Origin of the sequence: Dokdonia pacifica, assembly GCF_900188275.1 — a bacterium.
Classification (GTDB): domain Bacteria; phylum Bacteroidota; class Bacteroidia; order Flavobacteriales; family Flavobacteriaceae; genus Dokdonia; species Dokdonia pacifica.
The window spans coordinates 19707-42311 of sequence record NZ_FZNY01000009.1; the positions used below are offsets into that span (position 1 = coordinate 19707).

General features: G+C 34.4%; 21 protein-coding genes. All 21 read left to right on the forward strand.

From position 1 onward, the window contains the following. Positions 1-47: 47 nt before the first annotated feature. The 21 genes from CHB80_RS21120 to CHB80_RS21215 all read left to right on the forward strand — a co-directional run bounded on the left by CHB80_RS21120 (position 48) and on the right by CHB80_RS21215 (position 22537). Positions 48-1394 (forward strand): coiled-coil domain-containing protein, encoded by a 1347-nt coding sequence (locus CHB80_RS21120; RefSeq protein WP_089373509.1) that lies wholly within the window; start codon positions 48-50, stop codon positions 1392-1394. 229 nt (positions 1395-1623) lie between these two features. Then, positions 1624-2448 (forward strand): hypothetical protein, encoded by an 825-nt coding sequence (locus CHB80_RS21125; RefSeq protein ID WP_089373510.1) that lies wholly within the window; start codon positions 1624-1626, stop codon positions 2446-2448. A gap of 17 nt (positions 2449-2465) precedes the next feature. Further along, positions 2466-2627, forward strand: coding sequence for a hypothetical protein (locus CHB80_RS24785; protein WP_179218233.1), 162 nt, complete (start codon positions 2466-2468; stop codon positions 2625-2627). 18 nt (positions 2628-2645) lie between these two features. Beyond that, entirely contained in the window at positions 2646-3698 is a 1053-nt protein-coding gene (locus CHB80_RS21130; RefSeq protein WP_089373511.1) for a hypothetical protein, read from the forward strand. Between the two features lie 3 nt (positions 3699-3701). Continuing rightward, positions 3702-5663: an AAA family ATPase gene (locus CHB80_RS21135; protein ID WP_089373512.1), complete on the forward strand. Its 1962-nt coding sequence runs from the start codon at positions 3702-3704 to the stop codon at positions 5661-5663. 321 nt (positions 5664-5984) lie between these two features. Continuing rightward, positions 5985-7223 carry a DUF6638 family protein gene (locus CHB80_RS21140; RefSeq protein WP_089373513.1) on the forward strand — a complete coding sequence of 413 codons (1239 nt, stop codon included), beginning with the start codon at positions 5985-5987 and terminating at the stop codon, positions 7221-7223. 25 nt (positions 7224-7248) lie between these two features. Continuing rightward, entirely contained in the window at positions 7249-7545 is a 297-nt protein-coding gene (locus CHB80_RS21145; protein WP_089373514.1) for a hypothetical protein, read from the forward strand. A 59-nt stretch (positions 7546-7604) separates the two neighbouring features. Continuing rightward, entirely contained in the window at positions 7605-7967 is a 363-nt protein-coding gene (locus tag CHB80_RS21150; protein WP_089373515.1) for a four helix bundle protein, read from the forward strand. A 166-nt stretch (positions 7968-8133) separates the two neighbouring features. Then, positions 8134-8658 (forward strand): hypothetical protein, encoded by a 525-nt coding sequence (locus tag CHB80_RS21155; protein ID WP_089373516.1) that lies wholly within the window; start codon positions 8134-8136, stop codon positions 8656-8658. A 165-nt stretch (positions 8659-8823) separates the two neighbouring features. Then, entirely contained in the window at positions 8824-9450 is a 627-nt protein-coding gene (locus CHB80_RS21160; RefSeq protein ID WP_089373517.1) for a hypothetical protein, read from the forward strand. A 30-nt stretch (positions 9451-9480) separates the two neighbouring features. Continuing rightward, positions 9481-11199: a hypothetical protein gene (locus CHB80_RS21165; RefSeq protein ID WP_089373518.1), complete on the forward strand. Its 1719-nt coding sequence runs from the start codon at positions 9481-9483 to the stop codon at positions 11197-11199. Between the two features lie 99 nt (positions 11200-11298). Beyond that, positions 11299-12219: a geranylgeranylglycerol-phosphate geranylgeranyltransferase gene (locus CHB80_RS21170; RefSeq protein WP_143337206.1), complete on the forward strand. Its 921-nt coding sequence runs from the start codon at positions 11299-11301 to the stop codon at positions 12217-12219. Continuing rightward, entirely contained in the window at positions 12209-12796 is a 588-nt protein-coding gene (locus CHB80_RS21175; protein WP_089373520.1) for a Maf-like protein, read from the forward strand. The genes CHB80_RS21170 and CHB80_RS21175 overlap by 11 nt, the downstream gene beginning before the upstream one ends. Positions 12797-12829: 33 nt before the next feature. Beyond that, positions 12830-13789 (forward strand): septum formation inhibitor Maf, encoded by a 960-nt coding sequence (locus tag CHB80_RS21180; protein WP_089373521.1) that lies wholly within the window; start codon positions 12830-12832, stop codon positions 13787-13789. Positions 13790-14418: 629 nt separating this feature from the next. Continuing rightward, complete coding sequence (locus CHB80_RS21185) at positions 14419-14871, forward strand: cupin domain-containing protein (RefSeq protein ID WP_089373522.1); 453 nt, start codon at positions 14419-14421, stop codon at positions 14869-14871. Positions 14872-15001: 130 nt separating this feature from the next. Next, positions 15002-17533, forward strand: coding sequence for a PIG-L family deacetylase (locus tag CHB80_RS21190; RefSeq protein WP_089373523.1), 2532 nt, complete (start codon positions 15002-15004; stop codon positions 17531-17533). Positions 17534-17646: 113 nt separating this feature from the next. Beyond that, positions 17647-19371 (forward strand): sodium:solute symporter, encoded by a 1725-nt coding sequence (locus CHB80_RS21195; protein WP_089373524.1) that lies wholly within the window; start codon positions 17647-17649, stop codon positions 19369-19371. A 56-nt stretch (positions 19372-19427) separates the two neighbouring features. Continuing rightward, positions 19428-20483: a helix-turn-helix domain-containing protein gene (locus tag CHB80_RS21200; RefSeq protein ID WP_089373525.1), complete on the forward strand. Its 1056-nt coding sequence runs from the start codon at positions 19428-19430 to the stop codon at positions 20481-20483. 80 nt (positions 20484-20563) lie between these two features. Beyond that, positions 20564-20917, forward strand: a complete 354-nt coding sequence (locus CHB80_RS21205; RefSeq protein ID WP_089373526.1) for a nuclear transport factor 2-like protein — start codon at positions 20564-20566, stop codon at positions 20915-20917. A 57-nt stretch (positions 20918-20974) separates the two neighbouring features. After that, entirely contained in the window at positions 20975-21445 is a 471-nt protein-coding gene (locus tag CHB80_RS21210) for a YHS domain-containing (seleno)protein (RefSeq protein ID WP_089373527.1), read from the forward strand. A gap of 114 nt (positions 21446-21559) precedes the next feature. Then, positions 21560-22537, forward strand: coding sequence for a Gfo/Idh/MocA family protein (locus tag CHB80_RS21215; RefSeq protein ID WP_089373528.1), 978 nt, complete (start codon positions 21560-21562; stop codon positions 22535-22537). Positions 22538-22605 lie beyond the last annotated feature (68 nt).

Genomic DNA, 22605 nt, shown 5'->3' on the forward strand with positions numbered 1-22605 from the left:
TGAACCTTCAATTTAAGTACGTTCAACAATTAAAACTATCCATACCTATGTCTGATGATTTTGACTTATTAGAAACCAATGACGCGTCTCAAGAAAAAACTGAAAAAGTAGATGTAAACTGGGGGAAAGCTGTAGATACTATGAAATCTAAGCTTGCTCAGGAAGACGATCCTGAAATGCGCCAGAAAATCCTAAACGCAACACTAGATGATGTGGTGGGAATGGCTGAAAAAGACAGAACATCACTGCTGGACGCAATTAAAGACCTTACCGATTATCAAGATGAGGTAGGTATTATTTTTGAAAAATTCTCTACCCTAAATGCCAATGAGCAAAAAGTAATAGACGATGCACAAAAAGCTTTAGAGCGTGCAAAGATGGAACTGGAAGATGCTCAAAATGTAAAAGACAATTGGTGGAATAACCTTTGGGGACGTAAAGCAAAAATCCAAAAGAAAATAGAAGAACTCGCGGCTAAGCAAAAAATACGTGACGGAGCAGATTTAAAAGCGAAGCAAATGTTTCAAGAGCGTATTGAGTCGGCAGATATTCAAACACTTTTAAATGAGCTTTCTTACAAATCTCAAGCTGCAGTAACACGTCTTAAAAATCGTGAGGTAGAAATCAAAGAAGTAGAAGACAAACTGCAAGTAGCAATTGTTGAAGCGAGTAAAAATCACAACAAAGCCCTTGAAAAGAAAAAGGAAACAGAAGATAAACTCGAAGAACAATATGCCCTTTTAAAGCAGGCACGTCAAGCTCTTGAAGAAGTAACAGATAAACAATCTACAGAGTACTCTGAAGCGATTGCAAAAATCACAGAATTAGAGCAAAAAGTAGAAGAACTGGAAGGGCTGAAAAATGCCTACACCACCCTTGCTGCGAGTAAAGATAGTTTTGTACACAAACATAACTTGACAATTAAAGTATTGACTTCATTACGTAGTAACTTACAAACACATAGAGCAAAGCTAAAAAGTGATACCGATGAGCGTTTAAAGTATTATGATGGTTATGTGGTGGCTTTAAAAGCACGTACCGATCAGGAATTTGCTGCGATCTTAGAACACTTAGGTGTGAAGACTGATGAGCATATTGGACAAACATTGGCTGCTATGCATACCGCTAGTTCTAAAGCACGTCAGGATATGATGGACAACATCCCAGTACACGAAAAAGTAATGCAAGGAGTATACAGCAGTTATGCTGAGTCATTGCAAGAAATTCGTGAGAAAGATGCTAATATTCAGAAAGATTTTGCCAACCGTTATGGAATTGATATGAAAGAAATCTTTGAAGAGTATTATGCAACCGATGGCGATGCACCTGCTGGTGATGGCGAGCCAACTCCAGAAAAGAACGACGATGCTGGAGATGATGATCTTTTAGGGTAATCTTATAAATACGCTTTCGCGAAATCGAACTTCTGAGACCTGCCTGCCGGCAGGTAGGTTCACAACTAATAGGAAGAGCAAAGCGGCAAAGCGTATACAACTACCATAACACCTCATTATAAACCTCCCCTCTAGAAAGAGGGGATCGAGGGGTGTGTTGTCATAGTTCTTAAGTAACAAAATAGCTCATACTAATTTGAAAAAACCGGTTTACATACTACTCTTTTTGATGGTCATTTCACTACTTTCTTGTGGTCAAAATTTATCTGAAAGACAATTAAACGGGAGATGGTATGAAATTCAAAACTCTGGGAATACCAAATGGGAGTTTTATCCAGATAGTCTTAATATAACAATAGAAGATAAAGAAAAAGTTGAATGGAATGCAACGAAATCAAAAATTGAATTTGGGTATCCTACTCTTCATTGGGATTCTTTAGGAATACCTAGAAATATTATTAATAAAATTACCATCGATTACAAACTCACTGATAATAAGGATAGTCTGTATGGAATATATCATAGTATGTATGGAGAATTTAATTTCAGCTTACTAAAAGCAAAAGATTATATAGATTTTCTTACTAAAAGATATAATATTGATTTTTCATTACCAGATGACGATGCTGTAGAAGAAATGACACTTAGTAAATTTCACGGGCTTAATGTATTTATGGGATATTCTGGTAATAACATTATTGGAAAAACAGAGCTTTCTGATAATTTAAATCATTTTAAGTCTGATATCTTGACGTTTAAAGATAGTATTCATCCTGATGAACGGCAAGAACTAATGCATGATAAATATCATGATTATAGGTTTCATATAAGAGTCTTTGCAGACAAAAAGATTCCAGATTCTATAATCACTCAATATTTATCTGTAACAATTGAAACTGATGCTGCTAAAAGAAATAAATTAGTTCCTATGCCACCACCAAGAGATTCTTTACCTATTAGGATTTATAGAATGTATAAAGCTAAAGAAGAACCAGATTTTGGTTTTCTTAGAGGAAGAAAAATAAATACAAATGCTAAATATTTATATAATTAAGAAAGGCACAAAGAACTATGAATAAAACACAATGTATAGGAATCGGAATTATACTTATTGGAATAGCAATGTCTTTTTTCGCTAACCATACTGCCCTCACCACACTTGCGGGTGTTTTATGCGCAATTGGTTTAGGACTCGCATTAAAATTCATCCCATTTAAAAAAATGAAATCTTAATTAATAGTACCCTTCTAAATGCCCATAAACGAAATCATAACGCCATTAGATAGTGCTACTTTAGAAAACAAGGAGCAATACAAGGTGTATTTTAAAATTGTAAAACACGCATTTGATGAGCTTGTCAAGGCGCTCAAAGAAGAGCAGTTATGTACACCTTCTGAGACTACCTATATCAAGCAGTATTGTGATTTACTTACCTATACCTTAGAAGCATTTAGAGTAAAGTACCTCTTTGATGATGAAGAAAAAATGAAGGTAGATCTTACCGAGTCTGGACTTCCTAACTATTCTGAGTTTCGATATCTCGTAAATGATATGGAGCTTAAAAATGAATACATTCAAAAACTTCCTGCAGTAGAAACCTTAAAAGAGGAATTTCTAGAAACACTCTTAAAATACAAGGAACCTATTTCTGATAAGAAATTACATCAAGCATCTTCTATAGTCTATTATACTTCGGTAGAAAGTAAATACTTATTCAAACGTTTTGTACAAGGGAAGGTGATTAAAACAGCACCTTCGGCAGATACAGAATTTATGGTAAGCTGGGCATTTTATGATGTAGGCGTCAACAGACCTTTTATTTGCTTTATGTATTTCGATTTACATAAAGTAGACATGGAAGAGTATATCGAAGATATCTATAAAGTACTCGAAGCTACGGCAGATCGTAGCATCACCTTAGACAGTATGGCGTATGCCATCGATAAAAAATTACCAAATCTATTACCTAAAAGAATAAAGAAAATAGATTTGGGTCCGGTACATAATGTATTTGCTAAAGACGAGCTGCAAGTCACACATGCAATCTTACAGTCTATCGTTGAAAAAAGCTTAGATCTTTCTGCATATGCAATATCTATTACGGTGAATGAAACATTTTCTAAAGACAGTATCTTAGAAGGAAGCATCTTTAATAAACAACACCTTCAAGTCTGGGAAAATAAAAGACCCGAAAATTATTTATTTACATCACATCGAGTGATGCAATTACTCTACGATAAAATTCCGGATAAAGTCTACGGACTCACCAGAGACCCTATCGAAATTGCAACACTTAAATTATAACCTATGGAACACAACACAACTTTCCCTATAAAATTAAGCGAACTTGCCACCCTACGTGATGAAGCTACATCGTATTTAAAAGGTGTACAATGGGAACAAGGTAGTAAAGCGCAACGCCGTGATAAAAATCAAAAAGATGAGTCAATCTTATTGTATCTCTCTAAAGCTACAAACGGTGGAGGAAGTGATGTCACGTCAGTTTCTAAAACCATATTAGCACTCAAAAAGAGACTCCTACCCGACTCTGTAGCTATTCCGTTGCATTTAAATCAAGCATTATATGCACTACAAGAAGGAATCACCACAGGAATCTGGTTAAAGGATAGCTATTTTGATGCCTCTGGATTATCAATTCTAAACGAACGTAAATCTACATTAGATAACAGTGGAAGACGTGAGTATGAGTCAAAAATGCATACGGCTACCGCTTTTATGCTATATGGTACAGCCTACCGCATTTTATTTGATATTAAAGAAGCAGCTTCAGACGATTTGAGCGTTATGAAAAACAAATTTGCAGGCATTCCTGAACTCTCGTTTATGAGTCCGTTGAAAGGGATTTCCTGTATGCTTTTTTATTATGACAAATACCTGAGTCATCCAGATATCATAAAATCTGATGCCGATGTTTTAGATTTTACGGTTGTCTTTTTTGAAGCCATTATTAGTGAGATCCAACAACGTATCGGTTCGTTAGAATATACAGACACTATTACTGATAGAACCTATAAACTAGAAAAAAGTGAATTTGCTGTCTCTGGATGGGAAAATGTATTTGAAGGCACGGCGGTAAGTGTTGAATTTAATAAAATACAATTTGAAGAAATTGTAGGAAACCGCGATGCTAAGCATTTCGCTCGCCGATTGACGGAGCGTATGTTGAGCTATGATTTTGAAGCAAAGAAAAATCCATTTCAAGAATTAGGTGGTTTTATGCCTGTTTTTATGGGATATGGAATTCCAGGAACTGGAAAATCGATGCTCATTGCTGCGATTGCCACACGATTAAAAGAACATTGTGATCATCTGGATATTCCATTTTTATTTCACCCTATGCCAGATACATTAATCTCTACCTTCCAAGGAGGATCGGCAGAAAAAATGGTACAATGGATGAAACCTATGCAAGACCCTTCACGACTCATTTTTGCTCCTATTGATGATGCAGAAAACAATTTACAAGAGCGTACTGCACAAGGCGTTTCGGCAGGAGTTAAAGAAGTGATTGGCGTTTTCTTGCGGTATACAGAAGGTGCGTATGCCATTAATTATGGAAACAGCTCCATTGGATTGTTTACCAATCTTCCAGAGATGTTGGATAAAGCCGTGATCTCACGTGTACAAGGACGTTTTAAAATAGATGGCGCTCGTACCATTCCTGATTTTATAGATCAAGATTATATCTGGTGGAATAAGCTAGAAAAGTCGATGCCCGACTTTATCAATATGACCAACCCAGAGAAATATGAGTTCTTAAGCGAACAAGGGCTTGCTAAAAACTTAGGAGAAATCTTAAACCAAAGCGAGAAACCAACAGAGGCTAAAGTTTTAGAGATATATGAGCAAGTCGCTTCTAAACACAAACAAACAGAGCACTTATTTTTTGCCGAGTTATATAAAGAAATTCAAAAAGCATTTCCGTTTTTCTCTTCGAGAGATATTCGTAATATTCAAAGTGCTATCTCATTACGTCTCACCGATTTTGATTTACCTGAACAGTGGTTTGAAGACCCATCGGCGTATTTCAAAAAAGACTATGACAGCAAACTCGTGCTATTACAAGACTTGATGAAGCAAAACATGAAAGGCTTGAACTTCTCAGATATTCGTCGTCAGGAAGTAGTGCGTTATCTAGATAATGTCGCTACCATTGCCGATACTGATTTTAAACGTAAAGTAGATGGGCGCGTGCATGATATGAATGTACAACTAGAAGCAAGACGTATTTTTGAAAGTGGAGAATAACCTAGCAAGGTAATTGAGTGATTTTCGCTTTCGCGAAAATAGTATCGAAATGACTGACTGGATTTAAAAAGAAGAAAGAATATAGAAAAGAGGACATAGACTTAAATATGAAGTTCCGTCATCTCGACTATAGGAGAGATCACATAAAGTAGCTTCATTGTTTTAATGAGAATTTGCTTAAAAGAACAAAACATAGAGTGTTACTCTATTTTGAAATCAAAAGTACGCTTTCGCGAAAGCGTATTAAGAGAGATTAGAATTAAAACCATGAGATGCCCACCTTCGTGGGCATGAAAAGAATCCGCTTACGCGGGCATACGCATGAAAAAACTAAAAGAAGCAGGATTATATGGAGGCGCATTAGTGCCCGTATCAGGATCGTTAGCACAACGCTATAACGAGTGTCTTGCCATGTTAGGAGTTGCACCTACAGCATTAACCAATTTTGCTATAGATGCCATGGGATGGAGCCCAGAAATTGCTACAGAAAAAGGAGAAAATTATTACCTCAATATTGGAGAAGCCAATACCAATGCAATTATTATCTCTCCAGAACAGCGCTACAAACCTGTGCATATGCCAAGTCATAGTTTTGATCGAGACTTGATGGAAGCTGTATTTGCGGCAAATAATAGAATTATAAGAGATATTACAAAAGATGCAGCCATTTGTGTACATATAGATCAAAAGATAGATGCATTTTATGAGCCTTTTGATTTATTAAGGTATGACACGATTACAGTAACATTTGATATCTTAAACCAATTAGACGTAAAACAGGCCGAACAAAACGAACTCATTGCAACATTTCAGGAAGGGAATAATTTTATAAACCGTGAACTTCATAAAAAGCTAATTGAAAATGCTAAAAAATATGGAGATTTACGGCATCGTAAACTAACCATCGATCCGTTACCACTCAAAGTAAGCTCTTTTTATACCAGAGCTTTTGGTGGTGTGTTTGTCTTAAAAGATTTTATTACAGATATTATGATCTTTGAAGACAAAGCGGTATTTGACAAAGCTATTACAGATACTGGACATGATGTGGCTTTATTTCATAAAGATCATGATGAGCTTATTGATAAACTAGTAAAAGACTTTATTATAGATAATGACCTTAAAAAGGCTTCAAAATCAAAGCGTTTTGACCGTATCAAAAAGCATCGATTTATGGAACACTCAAAAGAAGCAACACACTCTTTTGTTGAAATTCTAGATAGCCATTTCTTATTTAAGAAATACATTACAAGCCTTGATATTGAAGTGCAAAAACAACTGAATGGTGTAGAGCTTTTCTTCCAAAAAAGTATTATTAATAAAGAAATAAAGCAGGAAGATTATATTGATACTGTATATTATAAAGCATTACACCAGCCACATTCTTCTTTGGAAGAAGAGCAAGCAGAATTAATATGGAAACTTTTAATTAAGATGCAACCTATTGACCCGTTGCATTTATATTGGTATGATAAAGCACAGTTTTATGAAGCTTATCAAACATGGCCAGATACCTATCAAGATTGGGTAATTCAAGGTATCTTAGAGGAGAATTCGTGATAATTCTTAAAATAAAACATGAATAATGAATAAAATTAATTTTAAAAGTTGGGCATTTCGTTTCATGGTTTGGGTGATTATCATAAATATAATAATTGCATATTTGACGGCCACTTATGTTGGTTTTTTTTATACTGAAGACAACACTGGTCAAGTCATTTTTAGACTTGGATTGGTTGCCACGCTTTTATTGGTTTTAAGTATATTATTTATCATTTTAAGTATCATTAAAAAAGAAAATAGAAATTACCAATTTTGGGTTGCTACTGTTGGAATATTTGTATTTGGAGGTTTTCCGTTAGTAATGGCTGTATTTGGGTAGTGATAAGAAGAGAAGAGAAGAGAAGAGAACAGAGAACAGAGAACAGAGAGCAAAGAGAAATGACAGGAAAAAGGCATAATTATAAGAATCTGAAAATTTGGAAGGTTGGATTAGAAATTGCCAAAGAAGTTTCAGATCTTTTAGAAGCATTTCCAAAACATGAAAGATATGACTTGACTTCTCAGATAAGTAGGTGTTCTATTTCAATACCGAGTAATATTTCAGAAGGATCGTCTAGAACGAATACATCATTTAGTCATTTTATAGATATTGCTTTAGGATCTTCGTTTGAATTAGGAACTCAATTATTAATAGCAAAACATAAGAAGTATATTGACAAAAATATTTTAGAAGATTTAGAAGAAAAAATAGCCGAATGGCAACGTATGACTATGAGTTTTCAAAATGGACTTAAAAAATAATTTAATTCATTTAGAAGTCTCTTTTCTTTACTCTTTTTTATAGTCTTATATACAAAAACAGTAACAAAAGATTTAAAAACTATACATATAATAAAGGCTCGAGAAGGTTTTCTGATTTAAAATCTCTTTTCTCTTCTCTTTTCTCTTTATTCTAAATAACAAAACCATGGGCTTAGAAATCATCATATTTATTGTTTCCATTCTTTTAGGGATTGTTCTGTACTGGAGGGAATCTAAAAGCAATGCCGTATATCGTTTTATAAACAAACTCACACACAATAAAGAGTTGCAAATGAAACCTGATAATCGTAAAGGTTTTATACACAAACAACCCTTTTTAATGCGTTTGGTGTATGTAAGTTTATTGTATCTCGCTGGTGCTATTGTATTACAATTTGTGACACCTATTCAAGCGTTTGTTCAATATTTTGTTTCGGCAATTGTAGGGACATTAGTAGGTACCTATATTGCTTCGGCATTTTTGTTTGCACGTGATAGTACCAAAAAGGAAAACCTAGAAAAGGTATTTGACAAAGGAAAAGAAATGGTGCAAGATTTTACCGAAGATGTAAAAGAACATTTTGAATCTGATACTGCTCCTGAAAAGGAGACATCAGCGACTCCTGAACAAGAAACTCCTAAAAAGAAAAGTGCCCGAGATCGCTTTAAAGATAAAGGGATGATTAAGTGATTAACGATTGGAGATTTTTGATTGTTCGAATTAAGAAAAAAGAATATAGAGAATAGAACATAGACCTAAAATACAAAACTCAGTCATCTCGACGATAGGAGAGATCACATAAAGTAGCTTCTGTTTTTATTAAAAGTCCGCTTTCGCGAAAGCATAAAAAATAATTTGAATTCTAAAAAACAACATATCATCTTTACATGTATTACCTGTTTTGTAGTACTATTGAGTTGTACTCAAAAAATTACTGATCCAAATATTATTTTATTTCAACAAGAACTTGGAGAGGAGAATATTGCGATGATTGACCTTTTAGTAGAGGAATTTGAAGATCATTTAGAGTCACATTATCCAAAACTTAATACTAAAGAAGCGTATACACAATTCTTAAAAGACATAAGTGATCAAGATACCAGTAATGACTCACTTTTAATTACATACCAATCTAAAGCATCACGAGAAAACTATAGAAAAAGCGCATTGTACAAAGACATTTATATTAAAGAACCATATCATCAAAAAATAGAAGGGCTTGTTGAATTAAATCAACCGCCTCCAGATAAGAATAATCCAATCAATGAACCTGATAGTATATGGCGCGTAAATAATATTGGTAAGTATATGCGAGCGTTATTTGCTATTGAAGGAGATAGCTTAGTACAAACGTATTTCCGAAGCAGAGAAAGTAGTGGACTTATGTCTACTAATCGATTTGCAAAAGGCATTCAATATTACAAACCAGACTTTGATAATTATATTCACAAGAGAATTGTCGTAATAGAAAATAGTTTATAAACTGATCACCAAAATAAAACAAACACAACCATGATAAAATCATATTGGCAAAAAGGAGGAAAACAAAAACGTATTGTGATTATCAGTGCGATTGTACTGGTCTTGCTGTTATTTTTCTTACGAGATGATTATCAGCCTGCGTTATTATTTTTACGCAAGTATGTGTTTATTATCTTGATCAGCACACTGTTTTTGTGGTTTATGCTTAGAAGATTTCGCGCAAGCGCACACATAGGAAAACGTATTTTATATCTGGTTGGAATTGCTGCTTTCTTTGGAGTCTTATGGTTTGCAGGATGGAAGACAGGATTGTATCAATACATGCAAACGTATAATGTATACAACAATCTAGATCTTGTTGAAATACACGAACTCCCATTAACGCAAAATGAGCGTATCCAGCCATATAATAACATTGTAACGATGGCCTATGAGTCTATTGGAGAAACACAAGAAGTATCGCCTCCTCAATTGGTGCGTATTGATACGATAAATCAATGGACCATGGCAGTACAACCTGCTAAGGAATATTCGTTTCAACGTATGAGTGATAATACTGAAGAGCTTTTTACAGTAGAAAGCACCTCTCCTTTTCCACGTTTTACGGATAAAAGTAGAGTGCCTGTTACCTTTTCTATAGGAGAATCCCTTGCCTTTAGTAGAAATACATACAATGCCGTAGTGCAACGTTTTAATTTCTTCCAATTATTTACACTAGAGCCTAGTCAGGTATATTACATGAAAAATGATGATGGAAAATGGGTTCAGGTAGTAAATCTAATCAAATGGAAAGGTTTTTTCTTTCCATATCCATCGTATGGAGGAGTAATGATTATAGAATCTGGAGAGCATACAGCTGCCGATTATCTAGAGCGTATCACTATAGGGAAAGGCACCTATGTACCACCATCAAAAACACAGGACTATCCATTTTTAACAAAACAGAATACATTAAGTGAAGAGGTGTCTAGGCTGCAAGCTAAGTCACTTCAGTTTTTAGGCGGATTTACCGATCCATTGCCATGGAATATGGAAACCGCTGTAAAAATTCCAGATCTAAAAGATGATGAAAACCAACAACCTTTTGTCACTGATTTTAATTGGAGTGGTATGGAAACTCAAGCATATAGTGGTTTATACCATTGGTTTGGATTAGAGCCTATTGGAGAAGAGCGTACTAGTTTATCGTTTAGTGTTTTGATTCCTGGAGATGGAACAGACAAGGTATATTATTACAATCATGCTGCTAAAAAAGAAGGACTCGCTGGGGTTTCTGCAATGCCTTTAAAAGTAGTAGAATCTCGTAAGGAATATGATTGGTCTGTTAATAAACCGGTAGAGTTTAGACCTTTTATTAAAGAAATAGCAGGCCGTAAACGAATGTTTGTGATCAGTACCATTGCTGCAAAACGAGATGATAGTAAAAAATTTGATGGTGCTGCTACTCCCGATCTTGCTTTAATTGATACAGAATATCGAGATGTGATATGGGTAGATGCAAAGCATCCTTCGCAATGGGAAAGTACCATTATTGAACAATTAGGAGAAACCTGGAAAAGTGATGAAGGCCTCACTGATGAAGACCTCTACCCAAATAGAAATGATATAGATGTTGAAGGGTCTAGAGATCTTAATGCGATCATAGAAGCTACGCAAAACACCATAAAAGAAGATGTTGAAACAAAAACAGATTCGATAGTTACTGAGATTAAAGAAGTTGTAAAAGATTCTTTACTAAATGACAATTAGTTACATGTATAAATCGTAGTTAAAAATTAAATGTTTCTTTTATACTCTAATTAATTTACAGTACTTTGCTCTAAGATACACCACACAGAACAAACTAGAGTGAATTATTTACGCCTTATTCGATTTCCTAATTTGATAATGATTATTGTCATGCAATGTATTATCATGTTTGGGTTCTTTAAGCCTTTTGAAATTGAACTTACCTTAAGTAAATTAGGTTTTACATTTCTTGTAATAGCAACAGTACTTATAGCAGCTGGAGGTTATATTATTAATGATATTATAGATGTTACAGCTGACAAGATTAACAAACCCAAAAAAAGAATTGTAGGAGTTTCCATAGATCCTAGACGCGCAAAATTCTTTTATTATCTATTTACTTTTGTAGGAGTTGGTTTTGGATTTGTGATTACTGCAGGATTAAAAGAACCCTTATATTTTTTGATTTTTGCAGGAACTGCTTTTTTACTTTACCTGTATTCTAGGTTTTTAAGAAAAATGGCGTTAGTAGGTAATCTTTTGGTGAGTCTTACAGTGGCATTATCCATCATAATTGTAGCTATATTTGAATTATTCCCTATAAGTACTGGAATAGATCCTGAACTTAAAATATTCCTTTTTGATATTATTATAGACATTTCAATAGCTGCTTTTCTAATTAATCTCATTAGAGAAATTGTAAAAGATATTGAAGATATTCAAGGAGATCATGTAGCTAGATATCGTACATTACCTATTATTCTTGGTGCGCAAAGAACTGCTCGCATCGCCTCGATAATATGCCTGCTGACACTTACTCTCATTTCATGGTACACGTTTACTTTTTTATATGAACATAAAAAAACGGTTGCCATATTGTTTTTTGGGGTTATTGCACCTCTTGGATATGTGGCGACACGACTATGGGAAGATGATAAAAAAAGTCATTTCACCAGACTTTCACTTATTTTAAAAATAATCATGTTTATAGGCATTATTACCATTCCACTAATATCTCAGACTATCGCAGATGCTATCTAAACGATTACAGCACAAAAACATTATTCTTGCTTCTGGTTCTCCTCGCAGACAACTTTTTTTTAAAGAACTTGACTTAGATTTTACCATCCAACTTAAGCCTATTGATGAAGTTTTTCCAGAACATTATAAAGGCGCCGAAATCACAGATTATTTAGCACAATTAAAAGCTGCAGCTTTTACTAATTTACAAGAGCATGATATCCTTATAACTAGTGACACGATTGTATGGCATCAAGACAAAGCGCTTAACAAACCTGAAGATAAAACACAGGCCTTTGAAATGATTTCTAGCCTTTCTGGTAATACTCACGAAGTAATTACGAGTGTTTGCTTTACAACTTCTACACAACAAATCACCATACACGATATCACAAAAGTAACATTCAAAACACTTACAGAAGAAGAGATCCATCATTATATAGATCATTATCAGCCTTATGATAAAGCGGGTGGTTATGGAGTACAAGAATGGTTTGGGTATATTGCTGTAACACGACTAGAAGGTTCCTATTTTAATGTCATGGGATTACCTACTCATAAAGTTTATGAAACGTTAATACAGCTTGCCGACTCTTAAGTTTTTAGTAATTTTAACTTAAAATTCAACGCTATGTCTTTTCCTAAGAAACTATTTAAACAAGAACGTACTCTATTTTTTTTAATGGTAGCTGTTGCGCTCATCGCACTACTTGCAAATTGTAAAGGAGATACAGAAACCACAACTCCAACAGAAATGCCCGTTGCAAATAGCACACTAGATGCTACAAAAAACAGAACAGTTACTCAAGAATTTAAGGATTATTGGTATGCTGGAAAAGCAGAAATTTCTTCTTATAAGCTTGAACAAGCTCGTTATGGAGAATTACGCGATGGTACTGCGGCACTTATTTTTGTGACCGAAGATTTCCTTCCTGAAATACAAGTAAAAGCAGATAGGCAAAACGATAAAAACATTCCTGTACTTAAAGTGAATGCTACCAAAAATTTCAATACGGGTATCTACCCATACTCCGTAATGTCAAGTACTTTCTATCCTGTTTTTGAAGAAAAACATGCCATTAAAGTATCGCAAAGCATGCAAGAATGGTGTGGTCATCAATATGCTCAAATCAATAATAGAGATCAGTTTGAGGTAAATTCACATTCTTACTTTGAAGGAGAGGCAGATAAAAGCTTTACGTTGGCAAAAAATGTATTAGAAAATGAATTATGGGCACAATTACGTATCGATCCAAAAGCATTACCCACGGGTAATTTTAAAGCGATTCCCGATTTTTCATTTACACGTATGAAACATGTTCCCCTTAAAGCATATGATGCCAAAGGAACACTTACTGACACCTCATACACTATAGAATATCCTACATTGAATCGTTCTTTAACCATCAACTTTTCTGGTGCTTTTCCTTATACGATAGAAGGATGGGAAGAAACCTTTGTTGATGGATACGGTGCTCGTGCTAAAGAACTCACCACCAAAGCTACTCGTATAAAAACTATCAAAAGTGCCTATTGGGGTAAGAATAGTAATGCAGATAGTGTCTTAAGAACAGAACTTGGATTAGAATAATCATTAAGTCAAGGGGTGGTTGTTTTGAGCTTTTTGTAATTTTTTCCTTTACAAAAAATCAAAACTTTCCGTTTACTCTCTTCTACAATGCAGATAATGTTTCCATACTGAACTTGGATTAGAATAATATAGATTGTTGATTACTGACTATTTATCCAATTACGGGGTGGTTGTTTTTGGTTTTTTGTTTCTTTTTCCAAAACAAAAAAACTAAAAACTTTCCGTAATACACATCCATGATTTTTGTAATTTTTTCCTTTACAAAAAATCAAAACTTTCCGTTTACTCTCTTCTACAATGCAGATAATGTTTCCATACTGAACTTGGATTAGAATAATATAGATTGTTGATTACTGACTATTTATCCAATTACGGGGTGGTTGTTTTTGGTTTTTTGTTTCTTTTTCCAAAACAAAAAAACTAAAAACTTTCCGTAATACACATCCATGATTTTTGTAATTTTTTTCCTTTACAAAAAATCAAAACTTTCCGTTTACACACTCTATAATGCAGATGCATGTTTACATACAGAACTTGGATTAGAATAATCATTAAGTGAAGGGGTGGTTGTTGATTTTATATACTAGATTTAAAGTAGTAATTTCAATAACTGTTAATAGTTAACCATTATGAAAAAAGTACTAATCGTTATAACCCTTTTGTTTTGTATTGTTTCTTGTCAGAAAAATAAAACAGAAGATGTCATTTTTACAAAAGGAACTAAGGCTCCAAACATTCATCATACTGGAGATGTCTGGCTTAATAGGATTAGTGAAGCAGATAGCACATTTAACTATAATATCGTAGTTGCATCTTTTGAGCCTAATGCAAAATTGGATTGGCATGTACATCCTGATGGACAACAATTACTTATTATTGAAGGAACAGGATATTATCAAGAAAGAGGTAAACCAGTGCAGATATTACAAAAAGGAGATGTAGTAAAAAGCCTTCCTGGCGTTGAACATTGGCATTCTTCTACACCTAATACGAAATGTACATATCTTGCCATATATGGCGGAGCACCTACAAAATGGTTAGAAAAACTTACGGATCAAGAATATAAAGATATAGAGCCATAAAGGTGTATATTTTTATTAAATAATCAACTCATAATCTATCCAAATCCTCCTTTTTGTTAAAGAAAATGTAAAGGATTTCTGCACGCATCCATTTTGGTTATATTTGAAAAGACTCAATACACCACATATAATGCGTACTATCACTTTTGTATTTGCACTTCTTTTTTGTTCGCTTTGCGCGAAAATAAACGCCCAAGGAATCACAATCAAGCCCAAAAAACCAGATGCTTCTGCCATTTTTGAAGATATCAAAAAGCTAAATTTTTTAGGCTCTGTTTTATATGTAGCGGCACATCCTGATGATGAAAACACAACTGCAATTTCTTATTTTGCAAATACTGTAAAAGCACGCACAGCCTATCTATCACTTACAAGAGGTGATGGAGGACAAAATATTATAGGTCCAGAACTACGCGAACTATTAGGTGTGATTCGTACACAAGAGCTCCTTGCCGCTCGCGCAACCGATGGTGGAGAGCAACGATTTACAAGAGCTAATGATTTTGGCTATTCAAAACATCCCGATGAGACACTTGCCATCTGGAATAAAGATGAAGTACTAAGTGATGTTGTTTGGGCGATGCGTACCTTCAAACCAGACGTAATTATCAATCGTTTTGATCACAGGTCACCGGGATCTACTCATGGTCATCATACATCAAGTGCAATGTTGAGTGTAGAAGCTTTTGATTTAGTGAATGATCCAACAAAATATGCAGATCAATTACAATACACAGAAGTATGGCAGCCAAAACGCCAGTTCTTCAATACAAGTTGGTGGTTTTATGGAAGTAGGGACGCTTTCGCGAAAGCGGATAAATCCAACCTCGTAAAAGTAGATGTAGGTACGTATTACCCAGGATACGGACTTTCTAATACAGAGATTTCTTCCTTAAGTCGTAGTCAACATAAATCTCAAGGATTTGGAAATACGGGTAGCCGCGGAAGCAGTGACACTTATTTTGAATTGTTACGTGGAGAAATGCCTACAAATAATGATGTATTTCAAGGCATAGATACTTCATGGGGACGTGTAGAAGGAAGTAGTAAAGTTGCTTCTTTACTCGCCCAAGTCGAGTCTAACTTTGATCACGCCCATCCAGAAAAAAGTATTCCTCAACTAGCACAAGCTTATGCAGAACTCCAGAAATTAGAAGACCAACACTGGAAAACTATTAAAAGCAAGGAGATACAAGATTTAATCGCCGCATGTTCTGGATTGTATTTAGAAGCTGTTGCCAATACACAAACTGCAACAACAGGAGAAGAAGTTTCCTTAAGACTCGAAGCTATTAATAGAAGTGATGTAGCTATGAAAATACAAAGCATTGGGGTACCTTCTAAAAAAAGTAATCTTATTGGAGAAGATCTTACAAATAATAAACGTTACATAGGTGAGGAAAAAATAACCATCTCTAATGAGTTTGCATCTACCAATGCCTATTGGTTAGAAAACTCTGGTACATTAGGAATGTATCGCGTAGATGATCGTAGACTTATAGGAAAACCTGAAACCCCTAGAACAAACGTAGTTACTTTTGAAATAAATATTGATGGTGTCATTTTTAAATTTGACAAACCAATTGTTTATAAATACAATGATCGTGTAAAAGGAGAAGTATATGAGCCCTTTGAGATTGTTCCTGAAGCTTCAGCAGGTATAAAAGATAAAGTGCTTATTTTTGCTAATGCTGATGCAAAACAAATTCCAGTAACAGTAACTGCTCACAAAGATGCATTATCTGGAACCGTGCGACTTGATATTCCGAAAGGATGGAATGTGTCTCCCAAAAGTGCACCGATAAATATCTCTAAAAAAGGAGAACAACAAATCATTGACTTTACAGTAACACCTCCTTCAAATCAAAATGAGGGCATCATCGTGCCAAAAGTAACTGTTGGAAATACAACCTATGATAAAGAATTAGTAAAAATAGATTATAGTCATATCCCTTTACAATCGTTATTCCTTCCCGCACAGGCAAAAGTAGTACGATTAGATATAGAACGTAGAGGAGATTACATAGGATACATACAAGGAGCTGGAGATGCTGTTCCGCAAAATTTAGAGCAAATAGGGTATCAAGTGGCTGTTATTACACCTGAAGAAATCACAAAAGAAAGACTTGCTCAATTCGACGCAGTTGTGGTAGGAATACGTGCTTATAATGTTGTAGAAGCATTACAGAGTAAACAACCTACCCTTCTAGAATATGTAAAAGAAGGAGGAACATTGATTGCGCAATATAATACAAGCGGTCGATGGGGAAATACAAAAATAGGAGCCCCCTACCCTATGAAGCTTTCTCGTGATCGCGTAACAGACGAATATAGTGAGGTGAAAATAGTAGCAAAAGATCATCCGCTCATGAACTTCCCTAATAAAATTACTCAAAAGGATTTTGAAGGTTGGACACAAGAACGAGGACTTTATTTCCCTAATGAATGGTCTGATGAATATACACCTATATTATCTATGCAAGACAAAGGTGAAGATCCAAAAAAAGGAAGCTTACTTGTTGCTCCATATGGAGAAGGTCATTACATCTACACTGGACTCAGTTTCTTTAGAGAACTACCTGCTGGGGTTTCTGGAGCATATCGCCTTTTTTCAAACATGCTCTCCATAGGAAAAGAAAAACCTAAAAAAGTAAAAGGATAAAACCATGAATAAAGAACCTAAATACGTTTGGAAAAAATCCTACACCCTAGTTCTTATAGCTAACTTGGTGTATTTTATTTTGTTTTTCCTTTTAATGAAACAATACGCTTAATATGGAAATTATTGATTGGATTGTTCTTGGAGCAACACTTGTATTTATTGTTCTGTATGGTGTATATAAAACGCAAGGAAGTAAAAATGTAGAAGATTATATACGAGGCGGAAACACTTCAAAATGGTGGACTGTAGGTTTATCTGTTATGGCGACACAAGCCAGTGCAATTACATTTCTATCTACAACAGGCCAAGGGTTTTATAGTGGAATGGGCTTTGTTCAGTTTTATTTTGGACTTCCTATTGCCATGGTGATTATATGCTTGGTATTTATTCCTTTATATCATAAACTCAAGGTATACACAGCCTATGAATATTTAGAGAGTAGGTTTGACTTAAAAACTCGATCACTTGCTGCTATTCTATTCTTAATACAACGTAGTCTTGCCGCTGGAATTACCATTTATGCGCCCGCTATTATCCTATCTGCTGTATTAGGTTGGGATCTAACCACATTAAATATCGTTATTGGACTCATCGTAATTGCTTATACGGTTTCTGGAGGAACAAAGGCAGTGAGTGTGACGCAAAAACAACAAATGGCAGTCATCTTTATTGGGATGTTTATTGCCTTCTTTTTAATTCTAGACTACTTACCTGAAGAGGTCTCTTTTTCTGATGCATTAAGCATTGCTGGTGCTGGAGAACGAATGGAATTGCTTGATTTTTCTTTTGAACTTGATAATCGATACACCGTTTGGACTGGTATTTTAGGGGGTACTTTTCTTATGCTTTCTTATTTTGGAACAGATCAAAGCCAAGTGCAACGGTATCTGTCTGGAAAAAATATTAGAGAAATGCGTATGGGGCTAATTTTTAATGGCCTTCTTAAAATCCCTATGCAATTCTTTATTCTTCTTGTTGGAGTGATGGTATTTGTTTTCTATCAATTTAATGCAACGCCCCTCAATTTTAATCCTATGGCTACAGAAGCCGTATACGCATCTGAATGTGTCGAAGAATATAGAGCCATAGAAAAACGATTAGAAGATAACCATAAATACCAAAAGGAAGCTGCTTATAATTTTGCAAATGATCCCGCTAGTGACATTTATGAAGAGGATGGAAAACAACTATCTTATATCGCTAAGTTTGAAGACGTAGACAAAAAATTACGCGAAGAAGCAAAAGAACTCATAGATAAAGCAAACGATCGTGTAGAAAGTAATGACAAAGATTATGTGTTTATTCATTTTATTTTAAACAATCTTCCCAAAGGGCTTATAGGCTTATTATTAGCAGTAATTTTATCAGCTGCGATGTCTTCAACAGCATCAGAACTGAATGCACTTGGAGCGACCACCTCTATAGATTTATATAAACGTAATCTACGGGAAGAAAAGGAAGAAGAACATTATGTCAATGCGACAAAACTATTTACACTTGGTTGGGGAATACTTGCTATTATTGTTGCATGTACAGCTAGCTTATTTGAAAACTTAATTCAATTAGTAAATATTATAGGTTCTATTTTTTATGGGAATATTTTAGGGATTTTCCTTCTTGCGTTTTTTATAAAATATGTGAGTAGTAATGCTGTATTTATAGCAGCATTAATTACGCAAGTAGTTGTAGCTGTAGTATATGGGTTAATACACTTTGAAGTAATAGAATTTCCTTACTTATGGCTTAATGTATTAGGCTGCGGGTTTGTAATGTTATTAGCCTGTCTGATAGAAGCTATACTTCGTTCTAATGGAAAACTACCTATTGAAAACTCTTAGATAGTTTTACGACAAAATAGTATCTTGCATTCTATTTTGTCGTAATCAACAAACCATTGAACGTAGAAAAATTTTCTCCAGAGATTAACAAAGTATACTTTATTGAAAAGCATACACTTATTCATGTGCTTTCAGGAAAAGGAAGTATTCAGGTTGATTTTGAAAATTATTTTGATTGGCAAGAAAAGGCTATTTTCTTAGAAAAAGGCCAGTATATTAAGTTTTTATCTGATGACTTTACAGTTCGAAGAATAGAATTTACCGACGAGTCAAAGTTTTATAATAATGATGTGCGAGTGCTTTTTAAGCATCTCATATCGCTTGGATATATTGACTTAATGGAATGTGAAGAATGCCAAGCATTTCTTTCAAAATCTGCGATAACCGAAAACTCTGCAACTATCATTGATGTCTCTTCAAAACAATGGTTCTGGCAAAATCCATTTAAAGCAAATAAAGAAGAGTATCAAATTATTTTTGATACTAAAGAAATTATAGATCAAGAATATGCACATCACCTATCAAGTGCTGATTTAGTAAATTTAATTAATGATAGAGGGTATAATGCACAAACGCTCATAAAAGATAAAGTAGGCTTATCTGTAAAACATCTATTAGGCGCAAAAAGACTTAAAGAAAGTAAAAAAGAAATCGTATTTACAGATAAAAACATTCAAGAGATCTCTTATGATCTTGGTTTTAAAGATGATGCTTATTTTAATCGTGTATTTAAAAATGCAACTGGTACTACTCCACGACAATTCAGAGAAAGTTTTGACTTTAAGCATAGAGACCAATTCACACAAGATATTTTAGAGCTTCTTCGAGAATACCATACACAGGAAAGAAACTTAAATTTCTATGCCGACAAAATGAACCTTTCCATTAAAACATTGTCAAAGAAAGTTCAATTAAAAATGAATACTTCTCTAGGACAATTAATACGATTAGAACTCATTAACACTGCCAAGTTAATGTTATTGGAAGGGCAAACTATTACTTCTATTTCAAGGCAATTAGGCTTTGAAGAGCCTAACCATTTCTCTAGTTTCTTTAAGCACTACTCAGGAAACACTCCTTCAGAATTCATCACTACAAAGTACAATTCTTAGTCCTTTTTTTGTAGCATTCTAGTTTTGTTTTCACTGCATCTTTGCAGTGTAATAATTAGTAATTCTCAAAACAAAAAAAGATGAATATTAAAGAACAAGTAAACAAAATGGATGCTATAGTAGGTCAAGGAGCTATAGTAGACGCAGTAAAAGAGTTTTTCGCAGAAAATGCAACCACTTCTGATTATGGAAATGGAGGTACTAACGGAAAAGCAGAAATGATTGCTAAAATGGAAGGATTTGCAGGAGCTATCGCTGCTGTAAATGGAATCACACACCACCACTCTATTGTAGATGGAAATGTATCTGCATCAGAATTTACATTTGATTTTGATATGAAAGATGGTAGTAAAATATACTGGCATGAAATCATTCGTAGAGTATGGAACGAAGAAGGTAAAGTAATTCAAGAAGAATACTTTAACGCAGCTTAAAAATTAGAATACATCAAAAACAAACAATAACACACAATTAAAAAAACAAAAAAGAAAATGAAAACAGTTAAGTCAACCCTAACATTAGTAGCACTCTTTATAGCTACATCCCTATTTGCACAAGACAAAATGGCAAATAACGTAGATAATAGTAATATCGCACTTCAAGGATACAGCCCAGTTTCTTACCTAGATTTAGGTCTAGCTCAAAAAGGAAATAAGGCTTATAAATCTGAACACAAAAAAGTAGTATACTACTTTACATCTGCCGAGCAAAAAGCAACATTTGATAAAAATCCAAGTAAATATCTACCACAATATGGAGGATTCTGTGCTTTTGGAACGTATGCAGGTGCAAAGTTTAGAGTAGACCCAAATAAATTTATCGTAAAAGATGGTAAATACTACTTATACTTAAATAATGTAGAGTTAGATGCAAAACAATTATGGCTTGCTGAAAACAACCATGGTAAATTAAAAAGTGTAGCAGATAAAAACTGGAGTAAACTAAGCAAAACGCACAACTAATAGTTATCATACACCACATAATCATATTAAAAAGCAAGCTGTAATAGCTTGCTTTTTTTCTATACATTTATGTCGTATTATTTGTGGTACAAATAACTAGTATATAGAAGAAAAATGCATAACACTCATTGGGCTATTTTAGGATGTGGCCATATCGCTCATAAATTTGCAGAAGACCTTATAGCAACGCAAGGAGCTACACTCTATGCCGTAGGAAGTCGCAGTTTAGAAAAAGCAGAAAATTTCAAACAGCAACACCAAGCACATAAAGCCTATGCATCCTACGAAGCGCTTGTTAAAGATCCAAAAGTAGCCATCGTATATATTGCCACACCTCATGTATTTCATAAAGAGGTGACGCTACTTTGCCTAGCACATGGCAAAGCCGTTTTGTGTGAAAAACCTTTTGCTATGAATCACAAGGAGGTTAAGTATATGATCGCTTTCGCGAAAGCGAAACAAACCTTCTTAATGGAAGCCTTATGGACTTATTTCCTACCGCATTATCAATATGTATTACAAATGGTGCACTCTAAAGAATTAGGAGCTATTAAAAGTTTAAAAGCAGATTTTGGTATTAATGTACCTAAAGATCCATCTCATCGATTATACAACAAAAATTTAGGAGGTGGTAGTTTATTAGATGTAGGTATCTATCCTGTATTTGCGGCTATGACCCTATTAGGAAATCCAGATAAAATTGAAGCCAAAGCTACGTTAGACACCAACGGAATAGACCTCAACTGCGATATGGAACTCACCTATCCTAATCAAGTAAAAGCGCACTTATTCTCTGCTATCGATACAAAAACAGATACCACGTGTCTTATCGAATTAGAAAAGGGCACCATATGCATTAACAGTCGTTTCCACGATCCAGCTGGCATATCTATTACGATTAGCAAAAATGGCGATACAAAAACCATTAATTTCCCAGGAAGTGTTCATGGGTATCATTATGAAATTTTACACTGTCAAGAAATGCTTGCACAAGGTAAGATAGAAAGCGATATCATGACTTTTGAAAAAAGCATACAATTAATCACACTATTAGATACTATACGTAAAGAAATTGGTTTGGTATATGAATAAGTAATACGTATTGCTGTTCTCAAATTCTCAAGACAATTATCTTCATTTAATAATTCTATATATTTAAG

Coding starts and splice junctions, on each gene's coding strand:
- CHB80_RS21205 (WP_089373526.1), top strand. CDS start 20,564: ATGAATATTAAAGAACAAGTAAACAAAATGGATGCTATAGTAGGTCAA.
- CHB80_RS21130 (WP_089373511.1), top strand. CDS start 2,646: ATGCCCATAAACGAAATCATAACGCCATTAGATAGTGCTACTTTAGAA.
- CHB80_RS21190 (WP_089373523.1), top strand. CDS start 15,002: ATGCGTACTATCACTTTTGTATTTGCACTTCTTTTTTGTTCGCTTTGC.
- CHB80_RS21175 (WP_089373520.1), top strand. CDS start 12,209: ATGCTATCTAAACGATTACAGCACAAAAACATTATTCTTGCTTCTGGT.
- CHB80_RS21150 (WP_089373515.1), top strand. CDS start 7,605: ATGACAGGAAAAAGGCATAATTATAAGAATCTGAAAATTTGGAAGGTT.
- CHB80_RS21120 (WP_089373509.1), top strand. CDS start 48: ATGTCTGATGATTTTGACTTATTAGAAACCAATGACGCGTCTCAAGAA.
- CHB80_RS21140 (WP_089373513.1), top strand. CDS start 5,985: ATGAAAAAACTAAAAGAAGCAGGATTATATGGAGGCGCATTAGTGCCC.
- CHB80_RS21185 (WP_089373522.1), top strand. CDS start 14,419: ATGAAAAAAGTACTAATCGTTATAACCCTTTTGTTTTGTATTGTTTCT.
- CHB80_RS21180 (WP_089373521.1), top strand. CDS start 12,830: ATGTCTTTTCCTAAGAAACTATTTAAACAAGAACGTACTCTATTTTTT.
- CHB80_RS21210 (WP_089373527.1), top strand. CDS start 20,975: ATGAAAACAGTTAAGTCAACCCTAACATTAGTAGCACTCTTTATAGCT.
- CHB80_RS21145 (WP_089373514.1), top strand. CDS start 7,249: ATGAATAAAATTAATTTTAAAAGTTGGGCATTTCGTTTCATGGTTTGG.
- CHB80_RS21195 (WP_089373524.1), top strand. CDS start 17,647: ATGGAAATTATTGATTGGATTGTTCTTGGAGCAACACTTGTATTTATT.
- CHB80_RS21165 (WP_089373518.1), top strand. CDS start 9,481: ATGATAAAATCATATTGGCAAAAAGGAGGAAAACAAAAACGTATTGTG.
- CHB80_RS21125 (WP_089373510.1), top strand. CDS start 1,624: ATGGTCATTTCACTACTTTCTTGTGGTCAAAATTTATCTGAAAGACAA.
- CHB80_RS21215 (WP_089373528.1), top strand. CDS start 21,560: ATGCATAACACTCATTGGGCTATTTTAGGATGTGGCCATATCGCTCAT.
- CHB80_RS21135 (WP_089373512.1), top strand. CDS start 3,702: ATGGAACACAACACAACTTTCCCTATAAAATTAAGCGAACTTGCCACC.
- CHB80_RS24785 (WP_179218233.1), top strand. CDS start 2,466: ATGAATAAAACACAATGTATAGGAATCGGAATTATACTTATTGGAATA.
- CHB80_RS21155 (WP_089373516.1), top strand. CDS start 8,134: ATGGGCTTAGAAATCATCATATTTATTGTTTCCATTCTTTTAGGGATT.